This is a genomic window from Escherichia sp. E4930 (assembly GCF_005845405.1).
In the GTDB taxonomy this organism is placed as follows: domain Bacteria; phylum Pseudomonadota; class Gammaproteobacteria; order Enterobacterales; family Enterobacteriaceae; genus Escherichia.
In genome coordinates, this window is sequence record NZ_VCDZ01000015.1 from 147,362 (window position 1) to 170,368 (window position 23,007).

Here is a 23,007-nt window from a genome sequence, read left to right on the forward strand (position 1 = left end):
CTTACTCCTGGTAGCTGGTGTGTGTAGACCAATTTACATAATTCACTAGACCAAAAACAGAGAGATGCATCACGCTTGCAGAGAAAGGTAAAAGTACGGAACAGAACAACGAGGTGTTATTTATGTCTATATCAATGCGTTATAAGAATAAATTGAAAGGAAAGTTTTTTAGGTGTCAGTTTTTGGGATAATTGCCGCTAATCTAAGATATCTGATGATAATCGATTTATTAGACCAATTAAAAAGAGAGCGTGTACCAGTGGAGGGCGGAACGCAGAGCCAGCGTCATTTTTTACGTCAGCTCTGGACTAATGAAGGTTAACGAGCGAAGAAAAAGTCATCAAAGTCGCTGATGGAAGCGTCTTGTTTGAAGATTTTGATCAGTTCATTTTTGCTGTTTTCCAGATGGTTCCAGGATGCTTCCCTGGCAAGCTCTGAATCTTTCTGTTGCAGCGCAAGGAAAATAGCCTGGTGATCTTCCAGCCATTGCAGACGCAAATGCTTTTCGTGAAGGTATTTGTAGTTCAGCTTCTTCCAGCGGGGATTTTCTGTGCGCACTGCCCGCCATAATTCAGCGGCTTGTTTGATGAGTACCCGATTTTGCGTCGCTTCGGCAATAAGGCTATGAAAACGGTGATCCAACTCTTCAAATTTATCACTTTCCGCTGCGATAGCCTTTTCCTGCAAGCTAATGATTTTCTTTAATTCTTGTAATTCGTTAAAGCTGATCTGGCTGGCTGCAAAACCAGTAATATTGCTCTCGATCACCTGACGCGCCTGCAACAGTTCAAACGGGCCAATTTCTGAATAAGGCATTAATGATTTCTGATTGAGCTTATCGGTGGAATCGACAAAGAAGATCCCTGACCCTTGCTTCACATTCAGCACGCCTTTGAGTTCCAGCATAATGATAGCTTCACGAATGGTAGTCCGGCTGGTATTAAACCGCTCGCTCAGTTCACGTTCTGAAGGTAAGCGCTCTCCGGCTTTAAATACGCCTGAATACAGCAGCTCTTCAATCTGTAGACCAATATCGTAATAGCGGCGCTTTGTAATAACCTGTTCCATACCTTGCCTTACTGTGGGTGTCCTCGGTTAGCTGATCGTCGTGCAACATGACCTGAACGTTGCTGATCGGCATAAATAGTAGCGGCAGTTGCCACGCTACCGCTAGCCTTAAATGTGTTTGCCTCGATCGGCAGTGAAAAACTTCACCAGGGTATTTCGTAACCTTTCATCAACACCACTTCATTTCCGCGCGCGATACAGCGTATAATCCCCGGCCTTTGATTATTTTTTTACCATTTCTGGAAGCAAAATGAGCTCTATCTCCCTGATCCAACCGGATCGCGACCTGTTCTCCTGGCCGCAGTACTGGGCCGCCTGTTTTGGACCGGCACCGTTTTTGCCGATGTCTCGTGAAGAGATGGATCAACTTGGCTGGGATAGCTGCGACATCATTTTGGTTACTGGCGACGCGTATGTCGATCACCCAAGCTTCGGAATGGCGATTTGCGGTCGTATGCTGGAAGCGCAGGGCTTTCGCGTCGGGATCATCGCCCAGCCGGACTGGAGCAGCAAAGACGATTTTATGCGTCTGGGTAAACCGAATCTGTTTTTCGGCGTTACAGCTGGCAATATGGACTCGATGATCAACCGCTATACCGCCGATCGCCGTTTACGTCATGACGATGCCTACACACCGGATAACGTCGCGGGTAAGCGCCCGGATCGCGCCACACTGGTTTATACCCAGCGTTGTAAAGAGGCGTGGAAAGATGTGCCGGTGATCCTCGGCGGTATTGAGGCTAGTCTGCGCCGTACCGCGCATTATGATTACTGGTCCGATACCGTGCGCCGTTCGGTGCTGGTGGATTCGAAAGCCGACATGCTGATGTTCGGTAACGGTGAACGTCCGCTGGTTGAAGTGGCGCATCGTCTGGCGATGGGCGAGCCGATTAGTGAAATCCGCGATGTGCGTAATACCGCGATAATCGTGAAAGAGGCGCTGCCAGGCTGGAGCGGCGTGGATTCCACCCGTCTCGATACCCCGGGGAAAATCGACCCAATTCCGCATCCGTATGGTGAAGACCTGCCATGCGCTGATAACAAACCGGTGGCGCCGAAAAAACAAGAAGCCAAAGCCGTTACCGTGCAGCCGCCGCGCCCGAAACCGTGGGAAAAAACCTACGTGTTGTTGCCTTCATTCGAGAAAGTGAAGGGCGACAAAGTGCTGTACGCTCATGCTTCGCGTATTCTGCACCACGAAACCAACCCAGGCTGCGCCCGCGCGTTGATGCAAAAACATGGCGACCGCTATGTGTGGATCAACCCGCCTGCTATTCCGCTTTCTACCGAAGAGATGGACAGCGTCTTTGCGCTGCCGTATAAGCGCGTGCCGCATCCGGCTTACGGTAATGCCAGGATTCCGGCTTACGAAATGATTCGTTTCTCGGTCAATATTATGCGCGGCTGCTTTGGTGGCTGCTCTTTCTGCTCTATTACCGAGCATGAAGGGCGCATTATTCAGAGCCGTTCGGAAGATTCGATCATCAATGAGATTGAAGCGATCCGCGACACCGTTCCTGGCTTTACTGGCGTGATTTCCGATCTCGGCGGGCCAACTGCCAACATGTATATGTTGCGCTGCAAATCGCCGCGCGCCGAGCAGACCTGCCGTCGTTTGTCGTGCGTTTACCCGGATATTTGTCCGCATATGGACACTAACCACGAACCGACCATCAATCTCTATCGCCGTGCTCGCGATCTCAAAGGTATCAAGAAGATCCTGATCGCTTCCGGCGTGCGTTACGACATTGCCGTGGAAGACCCGCGCTATATCAAAGAGCTGGCGACCCATCACGTCGGCGGTTATCTGAAGATTGCCCCAGAACATACCGAAGAAGGGCCGTTGTCGAAGATGATGAAGCCGGGCATGGGCAGTTATGACCGCTTTAAAGAGCTGTTCGACACCTATTCCAAACAGGCAGGTAAAGAGCAGTATCTGATCCCATATTTCATCTCTGCACACCCCGGTACGCGTGATGAAGATATGGTGAACCTGGCGCTGTGGCTGAAAAAGCATCGCTTCCGCCTCGACCAGGTACAGAACTTCTACCCGTCGCCGCTGGCTAACTCGACCACCATGTATTACACCGGCAAAAACCCGCTGGCGAAGATTGGTTATAAGAGTGAAGACGTCTTCGTACCGAAGGGCGACAAACAGCGTCGTTTGCATAAAGCGTTGTTGCGTTACCACGATCCGGCAAACTGGCCGTTAATCCGTCAGGCGCTGGAAGCAATGGGTAAAAAGCATCTGATTGGCAGCCGTCGCGATTGCTTAGTGCCTGCGCCAACCATTGAAGAGATGCGTGAAGCTCGTCGCCAGAACCGCAATACCCGTCCGGCGTTGACCAAACATACGCCGATGGCGACCCAGCGTCAGACGCCTGCTACGGCAAAAAAAGCGTCGTCTACGCAATCTCGTCCGGTGAATGCTGGCGCGAAGAAACGCCCTAAAGCAGCAGTCGGACGTTAAAAAAAATCCCCGGTAACAGAATTGCTGCCGGGGATTTTTTTATCATTCTGCGTACATACGCAAGCAGCGCAGGCAATCAAAATAGTCTTGTGCATCAAGACGCGTATTAGCTCTGTTAGCTTCAGATTTTGCCGCATAGATTTGTGGGCGTAATGCTTTCATATCCTGCTCAAGTCGGGTGATTTTGGCATTTAATGTTTGAACATTGCTCGCCAGTTGATTGACATTTTGCTCATTGACGCACCCGCTTAATAATCCGGTTATCAGAATTAGTATTCCCACGCTGAAAGTCTTTTTCATTATTTATTTCTCCCTGTCTTTTATTGTTATGGTTAATAGTTGATTGACGTTTAGTGGAGTATTACCACCGTGGCGGGTGCGCCCAAATTCCGTCAGGCCATCTCCCTTCATCATCCAGCCGTGTGTTAACTTTTTCTGCCGCTTCTTTCGCTATCTGAATTTCCTGACGTAAAGCGTCGATATCCTGTTGGAGTTGATCGATTTTTATATTTATCAGATGAATATCATTTTCTACATGACTGATTTTTTCATTACTGACGCAGCCTGTGAGTATGAACATTAGAAAAAAGAGTAACAGTTGATTATTCATTTCCAGTTTCCTTTATCTGGTGTTAATTATTCAGCTAATCTGGCGGCAGTCTTCGCTTCAATCTGTTTAAGTAAGCTTCCGCCGCTTGGGCGGATAAAATCGGCAATTTCCCACTTACCCTCACGCCGCTGTAAAACAAATTCTTGCTCTTCGCTGTTGCCATTGGTCAATGCAAAACGAACAGAAATACGAGCGGAGTCGGCAGTTTTCTCCAGCACACGAATTTCATCAACGCGTGAAAATAACGACTCTTCGCCAAAACAGATTGGGTTGTCGTAGATAAATTGCCGCTCTAATTGCATATTTTCATCGGAGTTACTGTCAGTCTTGAAGGTGGTTTTATAGAAGGCATTAACAGCCTGGCGATAGGTGTTGGAAACAACCCACGTCCAGGGCCAGCTATAATGAGTGATATGGTCAAACAACTCGGCGACAAAGGCTTCAGGCTGCTCTTTTTGCAGTGATGCCAGTACCGCCAATATTTTTTCATTCTCACCATTAACCGACTGCCAGACGCTGCCATGATTGCTGACAATATCATCAATCACCCAACGACCATTTTCTGCCACCATCTTCAGTGTTTGCGTGGTCTTTTCTTTATCGTCTTTATAGGGACGAAAGCGCACAAGGGCATCCACGTGATCGGCATCCGTTTGAGTAACCGCGACACTTTCTAACACCAGATCGCCGTAATCCTGACAATCGCAAACCGGATCGTAATCCAGCCAGCCAATATTACCCGGCAGCGTGAGATTGTCATTCAAGGTTAGCGCCTTTTGCATTCGCGTTGATGTTATTGCTTGCTCACTGTTATCAGCGAAATAAGGAACGCTAGCCCCACCGGTATAGTATTGATAAATCTGCCTGACTGTTTGTTCAGCGGTTAGCGAGGGGGATTGCGCCTGGAGGGTAAAACTTAAAAAGGCTGCCAAAAACAGAATCATTATTTTCATCTGTTTTTCACCTCTCCGTCGCGTTTATCCCTGGTGTAGATGAGTTGTTCCTTTAAGAGCTTCCAGCTCCGCATGATGATGTCCTTATATTTGGTGTTCCTGAACAGGGGAGAGTAACAATGGGCGGGAGGCGAGGGGAATAAATGATTTCTGAAAAGTCCGGTAGCGGAACATTACCGCTACCGGGAGAATTTGTGCGTTAGCCGCTGAACTGGTCGGGATCAGGGCCGAGGCGTTTACCCTGGTCGAGTTTTGCAATGTCACCAAGTTCGTCTTTGTCGAGACGGAAATCCCAGACATCGAAGTTTTCGGCAATTCGTGAAGGGGTGACCGATTTCGGGATTACGACCAGACCGTTATCCAGATGCCAGCGGATAACAATCTGCGCCGGGGTTTTGCCATACTTATCTGCCAGATCGCGAATGATTTTCTGATCGAATACGCCTTTCCCGCCCTGGGCTAATGGGCTCCAGGATTCGGTCTGGATTTTGTGTGTGGCGTTCCAGGCATGCAACTGACGTTGCTGCATCAGCGGGTGAAGTTCTATCTGGTTAATGACAGGCGCCACGCCAGTTTCATCAATCAGACGCTGAAGATGGTGGATCTGGAAATTGCAGACGCCGATACTTTTGATTAATCCCTCTTTTTGCAGCTCAATCATTCCTTTCCATGCTTCGACATAATGGTCGATTGCGGGAACGGGCCAGTGCATTAAGTAGAGGTCGATATAATCAAGCTGGAGTTTTTTCAGACTGTCGAGTAGGGCTTCGCGGGGGCGCTTGTGGTTGTCGTTCCACAGTTTCGTGGTGATGAACAGATCTTCTCTGTTAAGTGCGGAATTTTTCAGGGCTTTGCCGACACCTTCTTCGTTCTTGTAGGCTGCGGCGGTATCAATTGAACGATAACCCACTTCTAACGCTTTTTGGATAGCGGTGATAACTTCCTCATTACTTGCTTGCCAGACGCCCAGTCCCAGCTGGGGCATGACATTGCCGTCCTGTAGCTTAATAACGGTTGGATTAGCCATACGTTCCTCCTTATATGAACTCACCGGAGCAGGCTCCGGTGAGATGTTGTGAACTTAAGTCTGGACGAAATGCCCGAAAACGAAAGTTTGAGGCGTAAAAAGCTTAACGGGCGGCTTCGTAGATGCGGCGGCTGACTTCCAGTGTAATGTCATGATTTTCGCCCAGTTGGGTCATGCCGTGTTCTTCCAGTTTTTTCAGCAATGCCGGGATAGAGCTGCCGTCCAGACCGTAGTCGGAAAGATGTGTCGGCACGCCTAATTGCTCGAAGAAGTTACGGGTAGCGGCAATCGCGGCGTCAATGCGCTCGTCGTCGGAACCTTCGGTGATGTTCCAGACGCGTTCAGCGTATTGCAGCAGTTTCGCGCGCTTGGTGTCGCGTTTTTCATTCCACAGTGCAGGCAGGACGATAGCCAGAGTTTGTGCGTGATCCAGACCGTGCATAGCGGTTAGTTCGTGGCCCAGCATATGCGTTGCCCAGTCCTGCGGTACGCCAGCGCCAATTAAACCGTTCAGCGCTTGGGTCGCCGCCCACATGACGTTGGCGCGCACATCGTAGTTTTCTGGTTCTTTCAGGGCCTTCGGACCATCTTCGATCAGCGTCAGCAAAATACCTTCTGCGAAGCGATCCTGAATTTTGGCATCAACCGGTTTGGTCACATACTGTTCTACGGTGTGCACAAAGGCGTCCACTACGCCGTTAGCCACCTGGCGCGGCGGCAGGGTATAGGTATAAACCGGATCGAGTACGGCAAATACCGGCTGAACATGGGCAGAATGGAACGCCTGCTTGTCGCCAGTGGTTTTACGGGAGATAACCGCGCCTGCGTTGGATTCTGAACCAGTTGCAGGCAGCGTCAGCACACAGCCCATCGGGATAGCGCTTTTAATCTCTTTGCCGCCAGTTTGCAGGATATGCCACGGATCGACGTTTTCAGGATAATTTGCCGCTGCGGCGATAAATTTGGTGCCATCCAGCACGGACCCGCCGCCAACCGCCAGCAGGAAAGTCACTTTCTGTTCGCGAACCAGTTTTACGGCGTTCATCAGCGTTTCATAAGCCGGGTTTGGCTCGATACCGCCAAACTCCAGCACGTCCATACCTTTCAGTGCATCCAGAACTTGATCGAGGACGCCGGTTTTTTTCACACTACCACCGCCGTAGGTAATCAATACGCGGGCGCCATGAGGAATTTGCTCGCGTAAACCAGCGATAGCGCCTTTACCAAACAGAATGCGGGTTGGGGTGTGCAGATTAAAGTTGTTCATTACTTGCTCCCTTTGCTGGGTCAATATGAGGGCAGAGATCGGTCTGCCTGATGTTTTTCATTGTGGTCGCCAGCGCCGTGGCTCTCAATGCTCATTTCTGCCAATGTCTTGCCTATTTCTCCAGAGTACTGGAGAAATGGTACAAAATTGCGCACAATCAAATTGCCGCATTATTCCTAAGAAATTACGCGATATGAAACGTGAAGAGATATGCCGCCTACTGACGGATAAAATTAATAGACTGAAAGATAAAGAAAATAGTTTGTCAGATATGTTGCCTGATGTGCGCTTATTGTATGGCGAGAACCCCGGTGCGCGTACGCCAGTGATGTATGAACCTGGCATCATAATTCTCTTTTCTGGGCATAAAATCGGTTATATCAATGAACGCGTGTTTCGCTATGACGCCAATGAATACCTGCTGCTGACGGTGCCGTTGCCGTTTGAGTGCGAAACCTATGCCACGCCAGAGGTGCCACTGGCGGGGGTGCGTCTCAATGTTGATATTTTACAGTTACAAGAGCTGTTGATGGACATTGGCGAAGATGAACATTTCCAGCCGTCGATGGCTGCCAGCGGTATTAATTCCGCTACATTGTCCGAAGAGATTTTATGCGCGGCGGAGCGGTTACTGGATGTGATGGAACGACCGCTGGATGCGCGCATTCTCGGTAAACAGATTATCCGCGAAATTCTTTACTATGTGCTGACGGGGCCTTGCGGCGGCGCGTTACTGGCACTGGTCAGTCGCCAGACGCATTTCAGCCTGATTAGCCGCGTGCTGAAACGAATTGAGAATAAATACACCGAAAACCTGAGCGTTGAGCAACTGGCAGCAGAAGCCAATATGAGCGTTTCAGCGTTCCACCATAATTTTAAGTCTGTCACCAGTACCTCGCCGTTGCAGTATCTGAAGAATTACCGTCTGCATAAGGCGCGAATGATGATAATCCACGACGGCATGAAGGCCAGCGCGGCGGCGATGCGCGTCGGCTATGAAAGCGCGTCGCAATTTAGCCGTGAGTTTAAACGTTATTTCGGTGTGACGCCGGGAGAAGATGCAGCCAGAATGCGGGCGATGCAGGGGAGTTAAATGCGTTCCCGGCATGGCCACCGGGAACGGAGGAAATCGTCAGGCACTAGAGTACTTTTTTTTAATCACCACGAACAGCGTGCCTAACAAGCCAGCGGTTAGCAAGGCAATCGGCAGGATCATCAGGAACGTCATCACCTGATCTTCATGGCGTTTTACAAATGGGATCATGCTTAAGGCATAGCCAAAACTGGTTACCACGCTGACCCATAGCAACCCGCTTAACCAGTTGAAAAACTGGAAGCGGCGGTTTGGTAGACCGGAAATCCCCGCCATGGTTGGCAGCAGCGTGCGGACAAAGGCGAGAAAACGTCCAGCAAGCAGCGCCAGCAGACCGTGGCGGTCAAACATACAGGTGGCGCGCTGGTGATATTTGGCCGGAAGCTGTGCCAGCCAACCTTTCACCGTTTTGGTATTACCCAGCCAGCGCCCCTGAATATAACTCAACCAACAACCCAGGCTGGCTGCGGCAGTCAGAATCGTGATTGTTGGCAGAAAATCCATAACCCCCTGGGCAATCAATGCGCCAGCCAGAATCAACAAGCTGTCGCCAGGCAAAAATGAGGCGGGCAGCAGGCCGTTTTCTAAAAACAGCGTGGCAAACATGACAAAGTAAACAACGCTAACAATGTGAGGGTCCGCCAGCGCGGCAAAGTCATGTTGCCAGAGCGCAGCGATAATATCTTGAATAACAGCCATGGACTTTCCTGTGGAACAGCGTTTAAGCCTTAATTTGACTATTGTACTCCTGAATCGTCCGGGACGCCTTGATCCCGGACGCAACAATTTAAGACTATTCACAATTAAATGTCTGCAAAATTGTCCAAATTTGGCAATGTTACACAATTCGCGCGAAGCCGGCGTCCAGATCGGCAATCAGATCGTCGACGTTTTCCAGACCAATATGCAGGCGAATCAAGGTGCCGCTAAAATCGATCTTACCTTGCGGGCGGATGGCGGCGAGATGTTCTGGCTGGTTCGCGAGGATCAAGGATTCATACCCGCCCCATGAGAAGGCCATGCTGAATAAACTGAAGTTATCCAGATAGTTCGCCAGTTCTTCGTCATTAAGTTTTTTCTTCAGGACAAAGGAAAATAGTCCGCTGCTACCTGTAAAGTCTCGTTTCCAGAATTCATGGCCTTTACTGCCTGGCAGAGCAGGGTGGTTAACTCGCTCAACCTGCGGATGTGCGGCCAGCCATTCAGCCACTTTCAGGCTGCTTTCATGATGTTGACGCAGACGCACGCCCAGTGTACGCAGGCCACGACTGGTCATATAGGCGGTATCGGCGTCGACCATCTGCCCCATCAGATAGGCATTTTCCCGCAGTTGCTCCCAGCAACGGGCATTGCACACAGCAGTACCAATCATCGCATCCGAATGCCCTACCAGATATTTGGTGGCGGCCTGAATAGAAACATCAATACCAAAATCAAGAGCTTTGAACAGTACTCCGGCAGCCCAGGTGTTATCGATCATAATGATGGCGTCCGGCACCACACTGCGTACGGCGGCAACAATTGCTGGAACATCATGCACTTCCATAGTGATGGAGCCTGGCGATTCCAGAAACACGATTTTAGTGTTTGGCTGCAAATGTTTAACGATATCGGCACCAATCAGCGGATCAAACCATGATGTCGTTACGCCCAACTTGCTGAGGATTTTGCTACAGAAATCCTGACTCGGCTCGTAGGCGGTATTGGTCATCAACACATGATCGCCCTGTTCAACAAAAGCAAGAATGGAATTTGCAACCGCAGCCGCCCCGCAAGGAAACAGCGCGCAACCTGCGCCACCTTCCAGTTCGCACATCGCTTCTTGTAAGGAGAAATGGGTTAACGTTCCGCGCCGTCCATAGAACAACTCGCCATTGGCGCGATTGCGCGTCGCATGTTTTTTGGCTTCCACACTGTCAAAGACCAGCGAAGAGGCGCGCTGAATCACGCTATTTACCGCGCCGAGAGTGTATTTTTTGCGGCGTCCTGCATTGACCAGTTGAGTATCAAGTTGTTTGTCTGCCATGTTGGGATTCCTGTTTTTATACGTCTGGATGTCTAAACTAGCACGAATGAGGTCATGCGCATCCTGAAGAATTGGCATAAAGCAGAAAAATTTCGCAAAAGGTGTACTGGTGACTTTTTTACTGCGTAAACGCAAAGAAAAGAAAGCAAAGGTACGGCAGTATGCAAATAGTAATGAGAACGACTATCAATTCGACGTCGTTTTGATATTATTGTGCGCAGATTTTGTGACTTGCGTCCTGGAGATACACAGTGGGTAATAATTTAATGCAGACGGACCTTTCCGTCTGGGGTATGTATCAGCACGCCGATATTGTCGTTAAGTGCGTGATGATTGGGCTTATTTTGGCCTCCGTAGTCACCTGGGCAATCTTTTTCAGTAAGAGCGTAGAGTTCTTCAACCAGAAGCGTCGCCTGAAGCGCGAGCAGCAACTGCTGGCTGAAGCACGCTCTTTAAACCAGGCCAGCGATATCGCCGCTGATTTTGGTAGCAAAAGCTTAAGCCTGCATTTGCTCAATGAAGCGCAAAATGAGCTGGAACTGTCGGAAGGCAGCGACGATAACGAAGGTATTAAAGAGCGTACCAGTTTCCGCCTTGAGCGTCGGGTCGCCGCAGTAGGTCGTCAAATGGGCCGCGGCAACGGTTATCTTGCTACCATCGGTGCAATTTCGCCGTTCGTTGGTCTGTTTGGTACGGTCTGGGGCATCATGAACAGCTTTATTGGTATCGCGCAAACGCAAACTACCAACCTGGCAGTGGTTGCACCGGGTATTGCAGAAGCGTTGCTGGCAACGGCAATCGGTCTGGTGGCAGCGATTCCGGCGGTCGTTATCTATAACGTATTTGCACGCCAGATTGGCGGCTTTAAAGCGATGCTTGGCGATGTCGCAGCGCAGGTATTGTTGCTGCAAAGCCGTGACCTGGATCTGGAAGCCAGCGCCGCTGCGCATCCGGTTCGTGTTGCACAAAAATTACGCGCAGGATAATGTCCGATGGCAATGCATCTTAACGAAAACCTCGACGATAACGGCGAAATGCATGATATCAACGTGACGCCGTTTATCGACGTGATGTTGGTTCTGCTGATTATCTTTATGGTGGCGGCACCGTTAGCGACGGTAGATGTGAAGGTGAACTTGCCTGCTTCTACCAGCACGCCGCAGCCGCGCCCGGAAAAACCGGTTTATCTGTCGGTGAAGGCGGACAACTCAATGTTTATCGGTAACGATCCGGTCACCGATGAAACGATGGTTACGGCGCTGAATGCGTTAACCGAAGGTAAGAAAGACACCACCATCTTCTTCCGTGCAGATAAGACCGTCGACTACGAGATGTTGATGAAGGTAATGGATAAGCTGCATCAGGCAGGTTACCTGAAGATTGGTCTGGTCGGCGAAGAAACAGCCAAAGCGAAGTAAAGAGAATTGCCTGATGCGCTACGCTTATCAGGCCTACAAAATCTATCGCAACATGTTGAGTTTTCATAAGTTTGTAGGCCAGATAAGGCGTTTACGCCGCATCCGGCAAGGTTAGAAGCACAATGATGCCCGGTTGCTATCACACAACCGGGTATTTTTTAGCCTAAATGTTCGCCGCCACACACGCCGTGCACTTCTGCGGTGACATAGCTCGACTCCTGACTTGCCAGATAAACATATACAGGGGCCAGCTCCGCCGGTTGCCCCGCACGTTTCATCGGTGTTTGCTGACCAAACTGCGGGATCTTATCCTGCGTCTGTCCGCCGGAAATTTGCAGTGCTGTCCAGATAGGGCCTGGCGCGACAATATTCACCCGAATACCTTTCTCCGCGACTTGTTTTGCCAGGCCACGGCTGTAGTTCAGAATCGCCGCCTTCGTAGCCGCATAGTCCAGCAAATGCGGGCTTGGCTGGTAGGCCTGGATTGACGAAGTGGTGATGATACTGGCGCCTTTCGGTAGCAGGGGAATTGCTTCCTGGGTTAGCCAGAACAGCGCGAAAACGTTAATGGTAAAGGTCTTTTGAAACTGTTCGCTGGTGAGGTCTGCAATATCAGGAATGGCAACCTGTTTCCCGGCGACCAGCGCCATAATATCCAGCCCGCCTAATGCCTTATGCGCGTCGTGAACCAGCGAACGGGCAAATTTCTCATCGCTTAAATCGCCCGGCAGCAGAATGGCTTTGCGTCCGCATTCTTCAATGATCTTTTTCACATCCTGAGCATCTTCTTCTTCCACGGGAAGATAACTGATCGCCACGTCAGCGCCTTCACGCGCGTAAGCGATGGCGGCAGCGCGGCCGATTCCGGAATCGCCCCCTGTCACCAGTGCTTTACGATCTTTCAGGCGACCGCTACCAACATAGGTTTTCTCGCCGCAATCTGGCACGGGCGTCATCTTCGCCTGAATGCCGGGCGCTGGTTGTTTCTGTTTGGGATATTCACCAGTGTAATACTGTGTGGTCGGGTCTTTTAAATGAGACATCGCTTTTCTCCCTTCAGGTTCAACGTCCTTTAAGGGTAGACGCACGCGCCACGGTAATCGGGGAACCAGGAAGATCCCTAAACCTCAGAATTATGCGACAACGGTTTAATGTATATGTTGATTTGCTGTTGCGCGCTGTTTACTCAATTGCGATATACTGTTGCCCGTTTTAACTACACGACAGGAATGTATGGAACGTTTTCTTGAAAATGCAATGTATGCTTCTCGCTGGCTGCTTGCCCCCGTGTACTTTGGCCTTTCGCTGGCGCTGGTTGCCCTGGCGCTGAAGTTCTTTCAGGAGATTATTCACGTACTGCCGAATATCTTCTCAATGGCAGAATCAGATTTGATCCTCGTGTTGCTGTCGCTGGTGGATATGACGCTGGTTGGCGGTTTGCTGGTGATGGTGATGTTTTCCGGTTATGAGAATTTCGTCTCGCAGCTGGATATCTCCGAGAACAAAGAGAAACTGAACTGGCTGGGGAAAATGGACGCAACGTCGCTAAAAAACAAAGTGGCAGCGTCGATTGTGGCAATCTCTTCCATTCACTTACTGCGCGTCTTTATGGATGCGAAAAATGTCCCGGATAACAAACTGATGTGGTACGTCATTATCCATCTGACGTTTGTGCTTTCTGCATTTGTGATGGGCTATCTTGACCGACTGACTCGTCATAATCACTGATCTGATTCGGGCGCGGTTCTCGCGCCCGGTATTAACTTGTTATTTATCGGAAGATGCTTGCCACAGGTTTAGCTCGCCATCGGCGATATGCTGGTCAATCTGCGCCAGTTCTTCGGCACTAAACGCCAGATTATTCAATGCCTGCACGTTCTCCTCCAGTTGCTCTGGACGACTGGCACCAATCAATACCGACGTCACTCGCTCATCTTTCAGCAACCAGCTTAACGCCATTTGCGCCATCGACTGACCGCGCTGCTGTGCCATTTCATTCAATAACCGCAGGCTGTTGAGGTTAGCTTCGGTGAGCATTTTCGGTGTCAGGCCGCGCACTTTATGACCTTCGCGATGCATCCGTGAATCTTCAGGAATGCCGTTGAGATATTTTCCGGTCAGCAATCCCTGGGCCAGTGGGGTGAAGGCAATGCAGCCCACGCCGTTATTTTGCAGGGTATCCAGCAGGCCGCTTTTATCCACCCAGCGGTTCAGTAAATTGTATGAAGGCTGATGAATTAACAGCGGAATTTTCCACTCGCGCAGCAACGCGACCATTTTTTGCGTCCGCTCTGGCGAGTATGAAGAGATCCCAACATACAGCGCCTTACCACTTTGCACCGCATGGGCAAGCGCAGAGGCGGTTTCCTCCATTGGCGTATTTTCATCGACACGGTGCGAGTAAAAGATATCGACATACTCAAGCCCCATACGCTTCAGGCTTTGGTCGAGACTGGCGAGCAGGTATTTACGCGACCCGCCAGAGCCATACGGGCCAGGCCACATATCATAGCCAGCTTTGGTAGAGATAATCAGTTCATCGCGATAAGCGGCAAAATCCTCGCGCAGCAGGCGACCAAAGTTCTCTTCTGCGCTTCCTGGAGGCGGCCCGTAATTGTTGGCTAAATCAAAGTGCGTAATGCCTAAATCAAACGCTTTACGCAGGATCGCACGCTGTGATTCCAGCGCGTTAACGTGACCGAAATTGTGCCATAAACCGAGCGATAACGCGGGTAGGCGTAAACCACTTTTTCCGCAATAGCGGTACTGCATCTGCCCGTAACGTTCGGGATTCGCTAACCAGACCATGACCTCTCCTTTCCACCGTTCAATTTCGAAACAATGTTTCTAGTTTAGCGATTCGCCTGCGCGTATCCCGTAGTCTGGCTCACAGAGTGACGAAAAACTGGGCAAAAACACACGCTTATGCTTTGCTTAAAAAAACAACAGCAGAGGAGTAAAACGATGCCGCGTTTGACCGCCAAAGATTTTCCGCAAGAGTTGCTGGATTACTACGACTATTACGCTCATGGGAAAATATCAAAACGTGAGTTTCTCAACCTGGCAGCGAAGTACGCGGTGGGCGGGATGACGGCGTTAGCGTTGTTTGATTTGCTTAAGCCAAATTACGCGTGGGCGACCCAGGTGGAGTTTACTGACCCGGAGATTGTCGCTGAGTACATCACGTATCCTTCGCCAAATGGTCACGGCGAGGTACGTGGTTATCTGGTGAAGCCTGCGAAGATGAGCGACAAAACACCCGCTGTGGTGGTCGTGCATGAAAATCGTGGGCTGAATCCGTATATCGAAGATGTAGCACGGCGGGTGGCTAAAGCGGGATACATTGCTCTGGCACCCGACGGTTTAAGTTCCGTTGGTGGTTACCCGGGAAATGATGATAAAGGCCGCGAACTGCAACAGCAGATTGATCCAACCAAACTGATGAATGATTTCTTTGCCGCAATTGAGTTTATGCAACGCTATCCCCAAGCCTCGGGCAAAGTTGGCATAACCGGATTTTGCTATGGCGGTGGTGTCTCGAACGCGGCTGCCGTGGCGTATCCGGAACTGGCCTGCGCGGTGCCGTTTTATGGTCGTCAGGCACCCACTGCCGATGTGGCGAAGATTGACGCGCCTTTATTGCTCCACTACGCGGAACTGGATACCCGAATCAACGAGGGCTGGCCCGCTTACGAGGCGGCGTTGAAGGCCAATAACAAAGTCTATGAAGCGTATATTTATCCGGGGGTTAACCATGGATTCCATAATGATTCCACGCCACGTTATGACAAATCAGCCGCCGATCTTGCCTGGCAAAGGACGCTGACATGGTTCGATAAATATCTTTCCTGATGTGTTTATCCCTTAAAGGATAACGTCCTACATGTGCAGGAAAAAATAGCGTGCGTAAAAGTCGGAGTTTGCCTAAAATATCGCTATATATACTGATATATAGCGTTTGAGGTAAACGATGAATAACCATTTCGGTAAAGGCTTAATGGCGGGATTAAAAGCAACGCATGCCGACAGTGCAGTTAATGTGACTAAATTTTGCGCCGATTATAAACGTGGTTTTGTATTAGGCTACTCGCACCGGATGTATGAAAAGACCGGCGATCGCCAGCTCAGCGCCTGGGAAGCGGGTATTCTGACGCGCCGTTATGGGCTGGATAAAGAGATGGTAATGGATTTCTTTCGTGAGAATAATTCCTGTTCTACGTTGCGCTTTTTTATGGCGGGTTATCGCCTCGAAAATTGATCAAACATACGTATTATCTTGCTTTAATTAATTACACTAATGCTTATTCCCTTCGTTTTAGCGCCCCGCCGCAGTATCATTGTAATGATAACCATAATAAATGTGTGGTAAATGGCGCATCGATCGCATTATTGATTTTGCGGTTGAGGCAAAATATATGCCAGGTCTTCGCAACGGAATAACAATAAATGACTGGAGATAACACCCTCATCCATTCTCACGGCATTAATCGTCGTGATTTCATGAAGCTTTGTGCAGCATTAGCCGCCACCATGGGGTTAAGTAGCAAAGCCGCCGCAGAGATGGCCGAATCGGTCACTAACCCGCAGCGCCCGCCGGTTATCTGGATTGGCGCGCAGGAATGCACCGGTTGTACGGAATCTCTGCTTCGTGCGACGCATCCAACGGTAGAAAACCTCGTGCTGGAGACTATCTCTCTGGAGTATCACGAAGTGCTTTCTGCCGCCTTCGGCCATCAGGTTGAAGAGAACAAACACAACGCACTTGAGAAGTACAAAGGGCAGTATGTGTTGGTTGTGGATGGTTCCATCCCATTAAAAGATAACGGTATTTATTGCATGGTTGCCGGTGAGCCGATTGTGGATCACATCCGCAAAGCGGCAGAAGGCGCAGCAGCAATTATCGCTATCGGTTCCTGCTCCGCGTGGGGCGGTGTTGCCGCGGCTGGGGTTAACCCAACCGGCGCAGTCAGCCTGCAAGAAGTTCTGCCAGGCAAAACTGTAATCAACATTCCTGGCTGCCCGCCAAACCCGCACAACTTCCTCGCGACCGTTGCGCACCTCATCACTTACGGCAAACCGCCGAAGCTGGATGATAAAAACCGTCCGACCTTCGCCTATGGTCGTCTGATTCACGAACACTGCGAACGCCGCCCGCACTTCGATGCTGGTCGTTTTGCCAAAGAGTTCGGTGATGAAGGCCACCGTGAAGGCTGGTGCCTGTACCATCTCGGCTGTAAAGGGCCAGAAACTTACGGCAACTGCTCAACGCTGCAATTCTGCGACGTGGGCGGCGTGTGGCCGGTGGCAATTGGTCACCCATGCTATGGCTGTAACGAAGAAGGTATCGGCTTCCATAAAGGCATCCATCAGCTTGCCAACGTCGAAAACCAGACGCCGCGTTCACAAAAACCGGACGTCAACGCTAAAGAAGGCGGCAACGTCTCTGCGGGCGCTATCGGTTTGCTCGGCGGTGTGGTTGGGCTGGTTGCCGGTGTCAGCGTGATGGCGGTGCGTGAACTGGGTCGTCAGCAAAAGAAAGATAACGCTGACTCACGGGGAGAATAACCGTGAACAGACGTAATTTTATTAAAGCAGCCTCCTGCGGGGCATTGCTGACGGGCGCGCTGCCGTCTGTCAGCCATGCGGCTGCTGAAAACCGCCCGCCAATTCCGGGATCGCTGGGTATGTTGTACGACTCGACCTTGTGCGTAGGCTGTCAGGCTTGCGTCACCAAGTGTCAGGATATCAACTTCCCTGAACGTAACCCGCAAGGGGAACAGACCTGGTCGAACAACGACAAACTGTCGCCGTATACCAATAACATCATTCAGGTGTGGACCAGCGGCACTGGCGTCAACAAAGACCAGGAGGAGAACGGCTACGCGTACATTAAGAAACAGTGTATGCACTGCGTCGATCCGAACTGTGTCTCCGTGTGTCCGGTTTCTGCACTGAAAAAAGATCCGAAAACCGGCATTGTCCATTACGACAAAGACGTGTGCACCGGCTGCCGTTACTGCATGGTTGCCTGTCCGTACAACGTGCCGAAGTACGACTACAACAACCCGTTTGGTGCGCTGCATAAGTGCGAGCTGTGCAACCAGAAAGGTGTGGAACGTCTCGATAAAGGCGGTCTGCCTGGCTGCGTAGAAGTATGCCCGGCGGGGGCGGTGATTTTTGGTACGCGTGAAGAGCTGATGGCGGAGGCGAAAAAACGTCTGGCGTTAAAGCCTGGCAGCGAATACCACTATCCGCGTCAGACGCTGAAATCTGGCGACACTTACCTGCATACGGTGCCGAAATATTATCCGCATCTGTACGGCGAGAAAGAGGGCGGCGGTACTCAGGTTCTGGTACTGACGGGTGTGCCTTATGAAAATCTCGACCTGCCGAAACTGGACGATCTTTCTACCGGTGCGCGTTCCGAAAATATTCAACACACCCTGTATAAAGGCATGATGCTACCACTGGCTGTGCTGGCGGGCTTAACCGTGCTGGTTCGTCGCAACACCAAAAACGACCATCACGACGGAGGAGACGATCATGAGTCATGATCCACAACCGCTGGGCGGCAAAATCATCAGTAAACCGGTCATGATTTTTGGACCGTTAATCGTCATCTGTATGCTCCTGATTGTGAAGCGTCTGGTGTTCGGTCTGGGCTCTGTCTCTGACCTGAACGGCGGCTTCCCGTGGGGTGTGTGGATCGCGTTTGACCTGCTGATCGGCACCGGCTTCGCCTGTGGCGGCTGGGCGCTGGCGTGGGCGGTATACGTCTTTAACCGTGGGCAATACCATCCGCTGGTGCGTCCGGCGCTGTTGGCGAGTCTGTTCGGTTACTCACTGGGTGGCTTGTCGATCACCATCGACGTTGGTCGCTACTGGAACCTGCCGTACTTCTACATTCCGGGTCACTTCAACGTGAACTCGGTACTGTTCGAGACGGCGGTCTGTATGACCATCTATATCGGCGTGATGGCACTGGAGTTTGCTCCGGCATTGTTTGAACGTCTGGGCTGGAAAGTGTCGCTCAAGCGTCTGAACAAGGTGATGTTCTTCATCATCGCGCTCGGTGCGCTGCTGCCAACTATGCACCAGTCTTCAATGGGGTCGCTGATGATCTCGGCGGGCTACAAGGTGCATCCGCTGTGGCAGAGCTATGAAATGTTGCCGCTGTTCTCGCTGCTGACGGCGTTCATCATGGGCTTCTCGATTGTCATCTTTGAAGGTTCGCTGGTGCAGGCGGGTCTGCGTGGCAACGGTCCGGATGAAAAGAGTCTGTTCGTCAAGCTGACCAACACCATCAGTGTGTTGCTGGCGATTTTCATCGTGCTGCGCTTTGGCGAGCTTATCTATCGCGACAAGCTGTCGTTAGCGTTTGCCGGTGACTTCTACTCCGTGATGTTCTGGATTGAAGTCCTGCTGATGCTCTTCCCGCTGGTGGTTCTGCGTGTGGCGAAGCTGCGTAATGATTCCCGCATGCTGTTCCTGTCGGCACTGAGCGCGCTGTTAGGTTGTGCAACCTGGCGTCTGACCTATTCGCTGGTGGCATTCAACCCGGGCGGCGGTTACGCCTACTTCCCGACCTGGGAAGAACTGTTGATTTCTATTGGTTTTGTGGCTATTGAGATTTGCGCTTACATCGTACTCATTCGTCTACTGCCGATACTTCCTCCTTTAAAACAAAACGATCATAATCGTCATGAGGCGAGCAAAGCATGAGCCAGAGAATTACTATTGATCCGGTAACCCGAATTGAAGGGCATTTACGCATCGATTGCGAAATCGAAAATGGCGTCGTTTCGAAAGCATGGGCTTCCGGTACCATGTGGCGCGGCATGGAAGAGATCGTGAAAAACCGCGATCCGCGCGATGCATGGATGATTGTGCAACGTATCTGTGGCGTATGTACTACTACTCACGCGCTGTCTTCCGTCCGTGCGGCAGAAAGTGCGCTGAATATCGACGTTCCGGTTAACGCGCAATACATCCGTAACATCATTCTGGCTGCGCACACCACGCATGACCATATCGTTCATTTCTATCAGCTTTCGGCGCTGGACTGGGTGGACATCACTTCTGCACTGCAAGCTGATCCAACCAAAGCCTCCGAAATGCTGAAAGGCGTTTCGACCTGGCATCTGAACAGCCCGGAAGAGTTCACCAAAGTTCAGAACAAGATCAAAGATCTGGTTGCCAGCGGTCAGTTGGGTATTTTCGCCAATGGCTACTGGGGTCACCCGGCGATGAAACTGCCGCCGGAAGTGAACCTGATTGCGGTAGCGCACTACCTGCAAGCGCTGGAGTGCCAGCGTGACGCTAACCGCGTCGTGGCGCTGCTGGGCGGTAAAACGCCGCACATTCAGAACCTGGCGGTAGGTGGGGTCGCGAACCCGATCAACCTCGACGGTCTGGGCGTGCTGAACCTTGAGCGCCTGATGTACATCAAGTCTTTCATCGACAAGCTGAGCGTCTTTGTTGAGCAGGTTTACAAGGTTGATACCGCAGTTATCGCCGCGTTCTACCCGGAATGGCTGACGCGCGGTAAAGGTGCGGTGAACTACCTGAGCGTGCCGGAATTCCCGACCGACAGTAAAAACGGCAGCTTCCTGTTCCCGGGCGGCTACATTGAGAATGCGGATCTGTCCTCGTATCGTCCGATCACTTCTCATTCCGATGAATACCTGATCAAAGGAATTCAGGAAAGCGCGAAGCACTCCTGGTATAAGGACGAAGCGCCGCAGGCACCGTGGGAAGGTACCACTATTCCGGCTTATGATGGTTGGTCTGACGACGGTAAATATTCCTGGGTGAAATCACCGACTTTCTACGGCAAAACGGTAGAAGTGGGTCCGCTGGCTAACATGCTGGTAAAACTGGCGGCAGGTCGCGAGTCTACCCAGAACAAACTGAATGAAATCGTTGCGATTTATCAGAAACTGACTGGCAACACGCTGGAAGTGGCACAGCTGCACTCTACGCTGGGCCGTATTATTGGTCGTACCGTTCACTGCTGTGAATTGCAGGATATCCTGCAAAACCAATACAGTGCACTGATCACCAATATCGGCAAAGGCGATCACACCACCTTTGTGAAGCCGAACATTCCGGCAACGGGCGAGTTCAAAGGCGTTGGCTTCCTCGAAGCGCCGCGCGGTATGCTCTCTCACTGGATGGTTATTAAAGACGGTATCATCAGCAACTACCAGGCGGTTGTTCCATCAACCTGGAACTCTGGTCCGCGTAACTTCAATGATGACGTCGGTCCTTACGAGCAGTCGCTGGTGGGCACGCCGGTTGCCGATCCGAATAAACCGCTGGAAGTGGTACGTACCATTCACTCCTTCGACCCGTGCATGGCCTGTGCGGTACACGTAGTGGATGCCGACGGCAATGAAGTGGTTTCAGTGAAGGTTCTGTAATGCGTATTTTAGTCTTAGGGGTCGGCAATATTTTGCTGACCGATGAAGCCATCGGTGTGCGGATTGTTGAAGCGTTAGAGCAACGATACATTCTGCCGGAGTATGTTGAGATCCTCGATGGCGGCACGGCGGGAATGGAGCTGCTTGGCGACATGGCAAATCGCGATCATCTGATTATTGCGGATGCCATTGTCTCGAAAAAGAACGCGCCGGGAACGATGATGATCCTGCGGGATGAAGAAGTTCCGGCGTTGTTTACCAACAAAATCTCTCCGCATCAGCTTGGCCTGGCCGACGTCTTGTCGGCCCTGCGCTTCACCGGTGAGTTTCCGAAAAAGCTGACGCTGGTCGGCGTGATCCCGGAATCGCTGGAGCCGCACATCGGCTTAACGCCGACGGTTGAAGCAATGATTGAACCTGCGCTTGAGCAGGTTCTGGCTGCGCTGCGCGAATCAGGCGTGGAAGCCATCCCACGGGAGGCGACTCATGACTGAAGAGATAGCAGGTTTCCAGACCTCCCCGAAGGCGCAAGTACAGGCAGCATTTGAAGAAATTGCCCGGCGTTCGATGCACGATCTCTCTTTTCTGCATCCTTCAATGCCGGTGTATGTTTCCGACTTTACGCTGTTCGAAGGTCAGTGGACGGGGTGTGTGATCACCCCGTGGATGCTGAGTGCAGTTATCTTCCCCGGCCCGGATCAACTCTGGCCGCTGCGCAAAGTGAGTGAAAAAATCGGTCTGCAACTGCCGTATGGCACTATGACCTTTACCGTTGGCGAACTGGACGGTGTGTCGCAATACCTCTCCTGTTCGCTGATGTCGCCGCTTTCGCACAGCATGTCGATTGAAGAGGGCCAACGCCTGACGGATGACTGCGCACGAATGATCCTTTCGCTGCCAGTTACTAATCCGGATGTACCACATGCAGGGCGTCGCGCCCTGCTGTTTGGTCGCAGGAGTGGCGAAAATGCATGAGTTGTCGCTTTGCCAGAGTGCCGTTGAAATTATCCAACGGCAGGCGGAGCAGCACGATGTTAAGCGCGTCACCGCCGTGTGGCTGGAAATTGGCGCGCTCTCCTGCGTTGAGGAGAGCGCCGTCCGTTTTAGTTTTGAAATTGTCTGCCAGGGAACGGTGGCGCAAGGGTGCGATTTACATATCGTCTATAAACCCGCCCAGGCCTGGTGCTGGGATTGCAGCCAGGTGGTGGAGATTCATCAGCACGATGCGCAGTGTCCGCTCTGTCACGGCGAGCGGTTGCGTGTCGATACCGGCGATTCGCTGATCGTCAAAAGTATTGAAGTTGAATAACCGGAGTTAACAATGTGTATTGGCGTTCCAGGCCAGGTGCTGGCTGTCGGTGAAGATATTCACCAGCTTGCGCAGGTTGAAGTATGTGGTATCAAGCGCGACGTGAATATCGCGCTGATTTGCGAAGGTAACCCTGCCGATCTGCTGGGCCAGTGGGTACTGGTACACGTCGGATTTGCCATGAGCATCATCGACGAAGACGAAGCCAAAGCCACATTAGACGCACTGCGCCAAATGGATTACGACATTACCAGCGCGTGATGATTAGCTTTCGTAGGCCTGATAAGACGCGGCAGCGTCGCATCAGGCATTGTGCTCGATTGCCGGATGCGGCGTGAACGTCT

General features: G+C 51.3%; 25 protein-coding genes. 15 read left to right on the forward strand and 10 right to left on the reverse strand.

What is annotated here, in order from left to right:
- Positions 1–318: 318 nt before the first annotated feature.
- A complete protein-coding gene (locus FFT88_RS16970) occupies positions 319–1,068 on the reverse strand; it encodes a FadR/GntR family transcriptional regulator (RefSeq protein ID WP_130218160.1) in 750 nt (249 codons plus the stop codon).
- 250 nt (positions 1,069–1,318) lie between these two features.
- Between FFT88_RS16970 and FFT88_RS16975 the strand changes: the two genes are divergently transcribed.
- A complete protein-coding gene (locus FFT88_RS16975) occupies positions 1,319–3,538 on the forward strand; it encodes a YgiQ family radical SAM protein (RefSeq protein ID WP_000095187.1) in 2,220 nt (739 codons plus the stop codon).
- A 42-nt stretch (positions 3,539–3,580) separates the two neighbouring features.
- Here the strand turns inward: FFT88_RS16975 and yqhH are convergent, their stop codons facing one another.
- From yqhH to yqhD, 5 genes are all read right to left on the reverse strand, one after another.
- Positions 3,581–3,838, reverse strand: coding sequence for a lipoprotein YqhH (yqhH, locus tag FFT88_RS16980; protein WP_135403958.1), 258 nt, complete (start codon positions 3,836–3,838; stop codon positions 3,581–3,583).
- A gap of 61 nt (positions 3,839–3,899) precedes the next feature.
- Entirely contained in the window at positions 3,900–4,148 is a 249-nt protein-coding gene (locus FFT88_RS16985; protein ID WP_130223961.1) for a hypothetical protein, read from the reverse strand.
- Positions 4,149–4,174: 26 nt separating this feature from the next.
- Positions 4,175–5,101, reverse strand: a complete 927-nt coding sequence (locus FFT88_RS16990) for a YbjP/YqhG family protein (RefSeq protein WP_135403959.1) — start codon at positions 5,099–5,101, stop codon at positions 4,175–4,177.
- A 199-nt stretch (positions 5,102–5,300) separates the two neighbouring features.
- A complete protein-coding gene (gene dkgA / locus FFT88_RS17000; protein WP_130218154.1) occupies positions 5,301–6,128 on the reverse strand; it encodes a 2,5-didehydrogluconate reductase DkgA in 828 nt (275 codons plus the stop codon).
- A 103-nt stretch (positions 6,129–6,231) separates the two neighbouring features.
- Entirely contained in the window at positions 6,232–7,395 is a 1,164-nt protein-coding gene (yqhD, locus tag FFT88_RS17005; protein WP_130218152.1) for an alcohol dehydrogenase, read from the reverse strand.
- A gap of 193 nt (positions 7,396–7,588) precedes the next feature.
- Here yqhD and yqhC point away from each other — a divergent pair, with 193 nt between their 5' ends.
- A complete protein-coding gene (gene yqhC / locus FFT88_RS17010; protein ID WP_138158408.1) occupies positions 7,589–8,488 on the forward strand; it encodes a DNA-binding transcriptional regulator YqhC in 900 nt (299 codons plus the stop codon).
- 39 nt (positions 8,489–8,527) lie between these two features.
- Here yqhC and yghB read toward each other — a convergent pair whose 3' ends face one another.
- Both yghB and metC read right to left on the reverse strand, forming a co-directional pair.
- Complete coding sequence (yghB, locus tag FFT88_RS17015; protein WP_064529651.1) at positions 8,528–9,187, reverse strand: DedA family general envelope maintenance protein YghB; 660 nt, start codon at positions 9,185–9,187, stop codon at positions 8,528–8,530.
- 139 nt (positions 9,188–9,326) lie between these two features.
- The gene (metC, locus tag FFT88_RS17020; RefSeq protein ID WP_135403960.1) at positions 9,327–10,514 is read right to left on the reverse strand and encodes a cystathionine beta-lyase; all 1,188 of its coding nucleotides are present in this window, start codon (positions 10,512–10,514) and stop codon (positions 9,327–9,329) included.
- A gap of 251 nt (positions 10,515–10,765) precedes the next feature.
- Here metC and exbB point away from each other — a divergent pair, with 251 nt between their 5' ends.
- Positions 10,766–11,500: a tol-pal system-associated acyl-CoA thioesterase gene (gene exbB / locus FFT88_RS17025; protein ID WP_130208037.1), complete on the forward strand. Its 735-nt coding sequence runs from the start codon at positions 10,766–10,768 to the stop codon at positions 11,498–11,500.
- 6 nt (positions 11,501–11,506) lie between these two features.
- Entirely contained in the window at positions 11,507–11,932 is a 426-nt protein-coding gene (exbD, locus tag FFT88_RS17030; protein ID WP_130208035.1) for a TonB system transport protein ExbD, read from the forward strand.
- A gap of 158 nt (positions 11,933–12,090) precedes the next feature.
- Here the strand turns inward: exbD and yghA are convergent, their stop codons facing one another.
- Positions 12,091–12,975: an NADP(+)-dependent aldehyde reductase gene (gene yghA / locus FFT88_RS17035; RefSeq protein WP_130257991.1), complete on the reverse strand. Its 885-nt coding sequence runs from the start codon at positions 12,973–12,975 to the stop codon at positions 12,091–12,093.
- Between the two features lie 190 nt (positions 12,976–13,165).
- Here yghA and FFT88_RS17040 point away from each other — a divergent pair, with 190 nt between their 5' ends.
- Positions 13,166–13,660 carry a TIGR00645 family protein gene (locus FFT88_RS17040; RefSeq protein WP_000439331.1) on the forward strand — a complete coding sequence of 165 codons (495 nt, stop codon included), beginning with the start codon at positions 13,166–13,168 and terminating at the stop codon, positions 13,658–13,660.
- 39 nt (positions 13,661–13,699) lie between these two features.
- Here the strand turns inward: FFT88_RS17040 and gpr are convergent, their stop codons facing one another.
- Positions 13,700–14,740, reverse strand: coding sequence for an L-glyceraldehyde 3-phosphate reductase (gpr, locus tag FFT88_RS17045; RefSeq protein ID WP_135403961.1), 1,041 nt, complete (start codon positions 14,738–14,740; stop codon positions 13,700–13,702).
- Between the two features lie 156 nt (positions 14,741–14,896).
- On the opposite strand from gpr, the gene yghX reads away from it, so the two are divergent.
- From yghX to hybG, 10 genes are all read left to right on the forward strand, one after another.
- A complete protein-coding gene (gene yghX / locus FFT88_RS17050; protein ID WP_135403962.1) occupies positions 14,897–15,784 on the forward strand; it encodes a YghX family hydrolase in 888 nt (295 codons plus the stop codon).
- Between the two features lie 118 nt (positions 15,785–15,902).
- The gene (gene yghW / locus FFT88_RS17055) at positions 15,903–16,190 is read left to right on the forward strand and encodes a DUF2623 family protein YghW (RefSeq protein WP_001059136.1); all 288 of its coding nucleotides are present in this window, start codon (positions 15,903–15,905) and stop codon (positions 16,188–16,190) included.
- Positions 16,191–16,378: 188 nt separating this feature from the next.
- Entirely contained in the window at positions 16,379–17,497 is a 1,119-nt protein-coding gene (hybO, locus tag FFT88_RS17060) for a hydrogenase 2 small subunit (protein ID WP_130218140.1), read from the forward strand.
- 2 nt (positions 17,498–17,499) lie between these two features.
- Positions 17,500–18,486 (forward strand): hydrogenase 2 operon protein HybA, encoded by a 987-nt coding sequence (gene hybA / locus FFT88_RS17065; RefSeq protein ID WP_001081870.1) that lies wholly within the window; start codon positions 17,500–17,502, stop codon positions 18,484–18,486.
- The gene (hybB, locus tag FFT88_RS17070; RefSeq protein ID WP_000017694.1) at positions 18,476–19,654 is read left to right on the forward strand and encodes a Ni/Fe-hydrogenase cytochrome b subunit; all 1,179 of its coding nucleotides are present in this window, start codon (positions 18,476–18,478) and stop codon (positions 19,652–19,654) included. The genes hybA and hybB overlap by 11 nt, the downstream gene beginning before the upstream one ends.
- The gene (gene hybC, locus FFT88_RS17075; RefSeq protein WP_135403963.1) at positions 19,651–21,354 is read left to right on the forward strand and encodes a hydrogenase 2 large subunit; all 1,704 of its coding nucleotides are present in this window, start codon (positions 19,651–19,653) and stop codon (positions 21,352–21,354) included. Before hybB ends, hybC begins: the two co-directional genes overlap by 4 nt.
- Positions 21,354–21,848: a HyaD/HybD family hydrogenase maturation endopeptidase gene (locus FFT88_RS17080; RefSeq protein ID WP_135403964.1), complete on the forward strand. Its 495-nt coding sequence runs from the start codon at positions 21,354–21,356 to the stop codon at positions 21,846–21,848. The genes hybC and FFT88_RS17080 overlap by 1 nt, the downstream gene beginning before the upstream one ends.
- Complete coding sequence (gene hybE, locus FFT88_RS17085) at positions 21,841–22,329, forward strand: hydrogenase-2 assembly chaperone (RefSeq protein ID WP_000134014.1); 489 nt, start codon at positions 21,841–21,843, stop codon at positions 22,327–22,329. Before FFT88_RS17080 ends, hybE begins: the two co-directional genes overlap by 8 nt.
- On the forward strand, positions 22,322–22,663 hold the full coding sequence (gene hypA, locus FFT88_RS17090) for a hydrogenase maturation nickel metallochaperone HypA (RefSeq protein ID WP_000544957.1): 342 nt from the start codon (positions 22,322–22,324) through the stop codon (positions 22,661–22,663). Before hybE ends, hypA begins: the two co-directional genes overlap by 8 nt.
- Positions 22,664–22,675: 12 nt before the next feature.
- Positions 22,676–22,924 carry a hydrogenase maturation factor HybG gene (hybG, locus tag FFT88_RS17095; protein WP_000334896.1) on the forward strand — a complete coding sequence of 83 codons (249 nt, stop codon included), beginning with the start codon at positions 22,676–22,678 and terminating at the stop codon, positions 22,922–22,924.
- Positions 22,925–23,007: the final 83 nt, after the last annotated feature.

Excerpts from the sequence above, each read along its gene's own strand:
- yqhD (WP_130218152.1), bottom strand. The coding sequence starts at position 7,395 with ATGAACAACTTTAATCTGCACACCCCAACCCGCATTCTGTTTGGTAAA.
- FFT88_RS16975 (WP_000095187.1), top strand. The coding sequence starts at position 1,319 with ATGAGCTCTATCTCCCTGATCCAACCGGATCGCGACCTGTTCTCCTGG.
- yghA (WP_130257991.1), bottom strand. The coding sequence starts at position 12,975 with ATGTCTCATTTAAAAGACCCGACCACACAGTATTACACTGGTGAATAT.
- yghB (WP_064529651.1), bottom strand. The coding sequence starts at position 9,187 with ATGGCTGTTATTCAAGATATTATCGCTGCGCTCTGGCAACATGACTTT.
- FFT88_RS16985 (WP_130223961.1), bottom strand. The coding sequence starts at position 4,148 with ATGAATAATCAACTGTTACTCTTTTTTCTAATGTTCATACTCACAGGC.
- hybC (WP_135403963.1), top strand. The coding sequence starts at position 19,651 with ATGAGCCAGAGAATTACTATTGATCCGGTAACCCGAATTGAAGGGCAT.
- metC (WP_135403960.1), bottom strand. The coding sequence starts at position 10,514 with ATGGCAGACAAACAACTTGATACTCAACTGGTCAATGCAGGACGCCGC.
- hybO (WP_130218140.1), top strand. The coding sequence starts at position 16,379 with ATGACTGGAGATAACACCCTCATCCATTCTCACGGCATTAATCGTCGT.
- dkgA (WP_130218154.1), bottom strand. The coding sequence starts at position 6,128 with ATGGCTAATCCAACCGTTATTAAGCTACAGGACGGCAATGTCATGCCC.
- exbD (WP_130208035.1), top strand. The coding sequence starts at position 11,507 with ATGGCAATGCATCTTAACGAAAACCTCGACGATAACGGCGAAATGCAT.
- yqhC (WP_138158408.1), top strand. The coding sequence starts at position 7,589 with ATGAAACGTGAAGAGATATGCCGCCTACTGACGGATAAAATTAATAGA.
- gpr (WP_135403961.1), bottom strand. The coding sequence starts at position 14,740 with ATGGTCTGGTTAGCGAATCCCGAACGTTACGGGCAGATGCAGTACCGC.
- FFT88_RS17040 (WP_000439331.1), top strand. The coding sequence starts at position 13,166 with ATGGAACGTTTTCTTGAAAATGCAATGTATGCTTCTCGCTGGCTGCTT.
- hybE (WP_000134014.1), top strand. The coding sequence starts at position 21,841 with ATGACTGAAGAGATAGCAGGTTTCCAGACCTCCCCGAAGGCGCAAGTA.
- yqhH (WP_135403958.1), bottom strand. The coding sequence starts at position 3,838 with ATGAAAAAGACTTTCAGCGTGGGAATACTAATTCTGATAACCGGATTA.
- FFT88_RS16970 (WP_130218160.1), bottom strand. The coding sequence starts at position 1,068 with ATGGAACAGGTTATTACAAAGCGCCGCTATTACGATATTGGTCTACAG.
- FFT88_RS17080 (WP_135403964.1), top strand. The coding sequence starts at position 21,354 with ATGCGTATTTTAGTCTTAGGGGTCGGCAATATTTTGCTGACCGATGAA.
- hybG (WP_000334896.1), top strand. The coding sequence starts at position 22,676 with ATGTGTATTGGCGTTCCAGGCCAGGTGCTGGCTGTCGGTGAAGATATT.
- yghW (WP_001059136.1), top strand. The coding sequence starts at position 15,903 with ATGAATAACCATTTCGGTAAAGGCTTAATGGCGGGATTAAAAGCAACG.
- FFT88_RS16990 (WP_135403959.1), bottom strand. The coding sequence starts at position 5,101 with ATGAAAATAATGATTCTGTTTTTGGCAGCCTTTTTAAGTTTTACCCTC.
- yghX (WP_135403962.1), top strand. The coding sequence starts at position 14,897 with ATGCCGCGTTTGACCGCCAAAGATTTTCCGCAAGAGTTGCTGGATTAC.
- hypA (WP_000544957.1), top strand. The coding sequence starts at position 22,322 with ATGCATGAGTTGTCGCTTTGCCAGAGTGCCGTTGAAATTATCCAACGG.
- hybB (WP_000017694.1), top strand. The coding sequence starts at position 18,476 with ATGAGTCATGATCCACAACCGCTGGGCGGCAAAATCATCAGTAAACCG.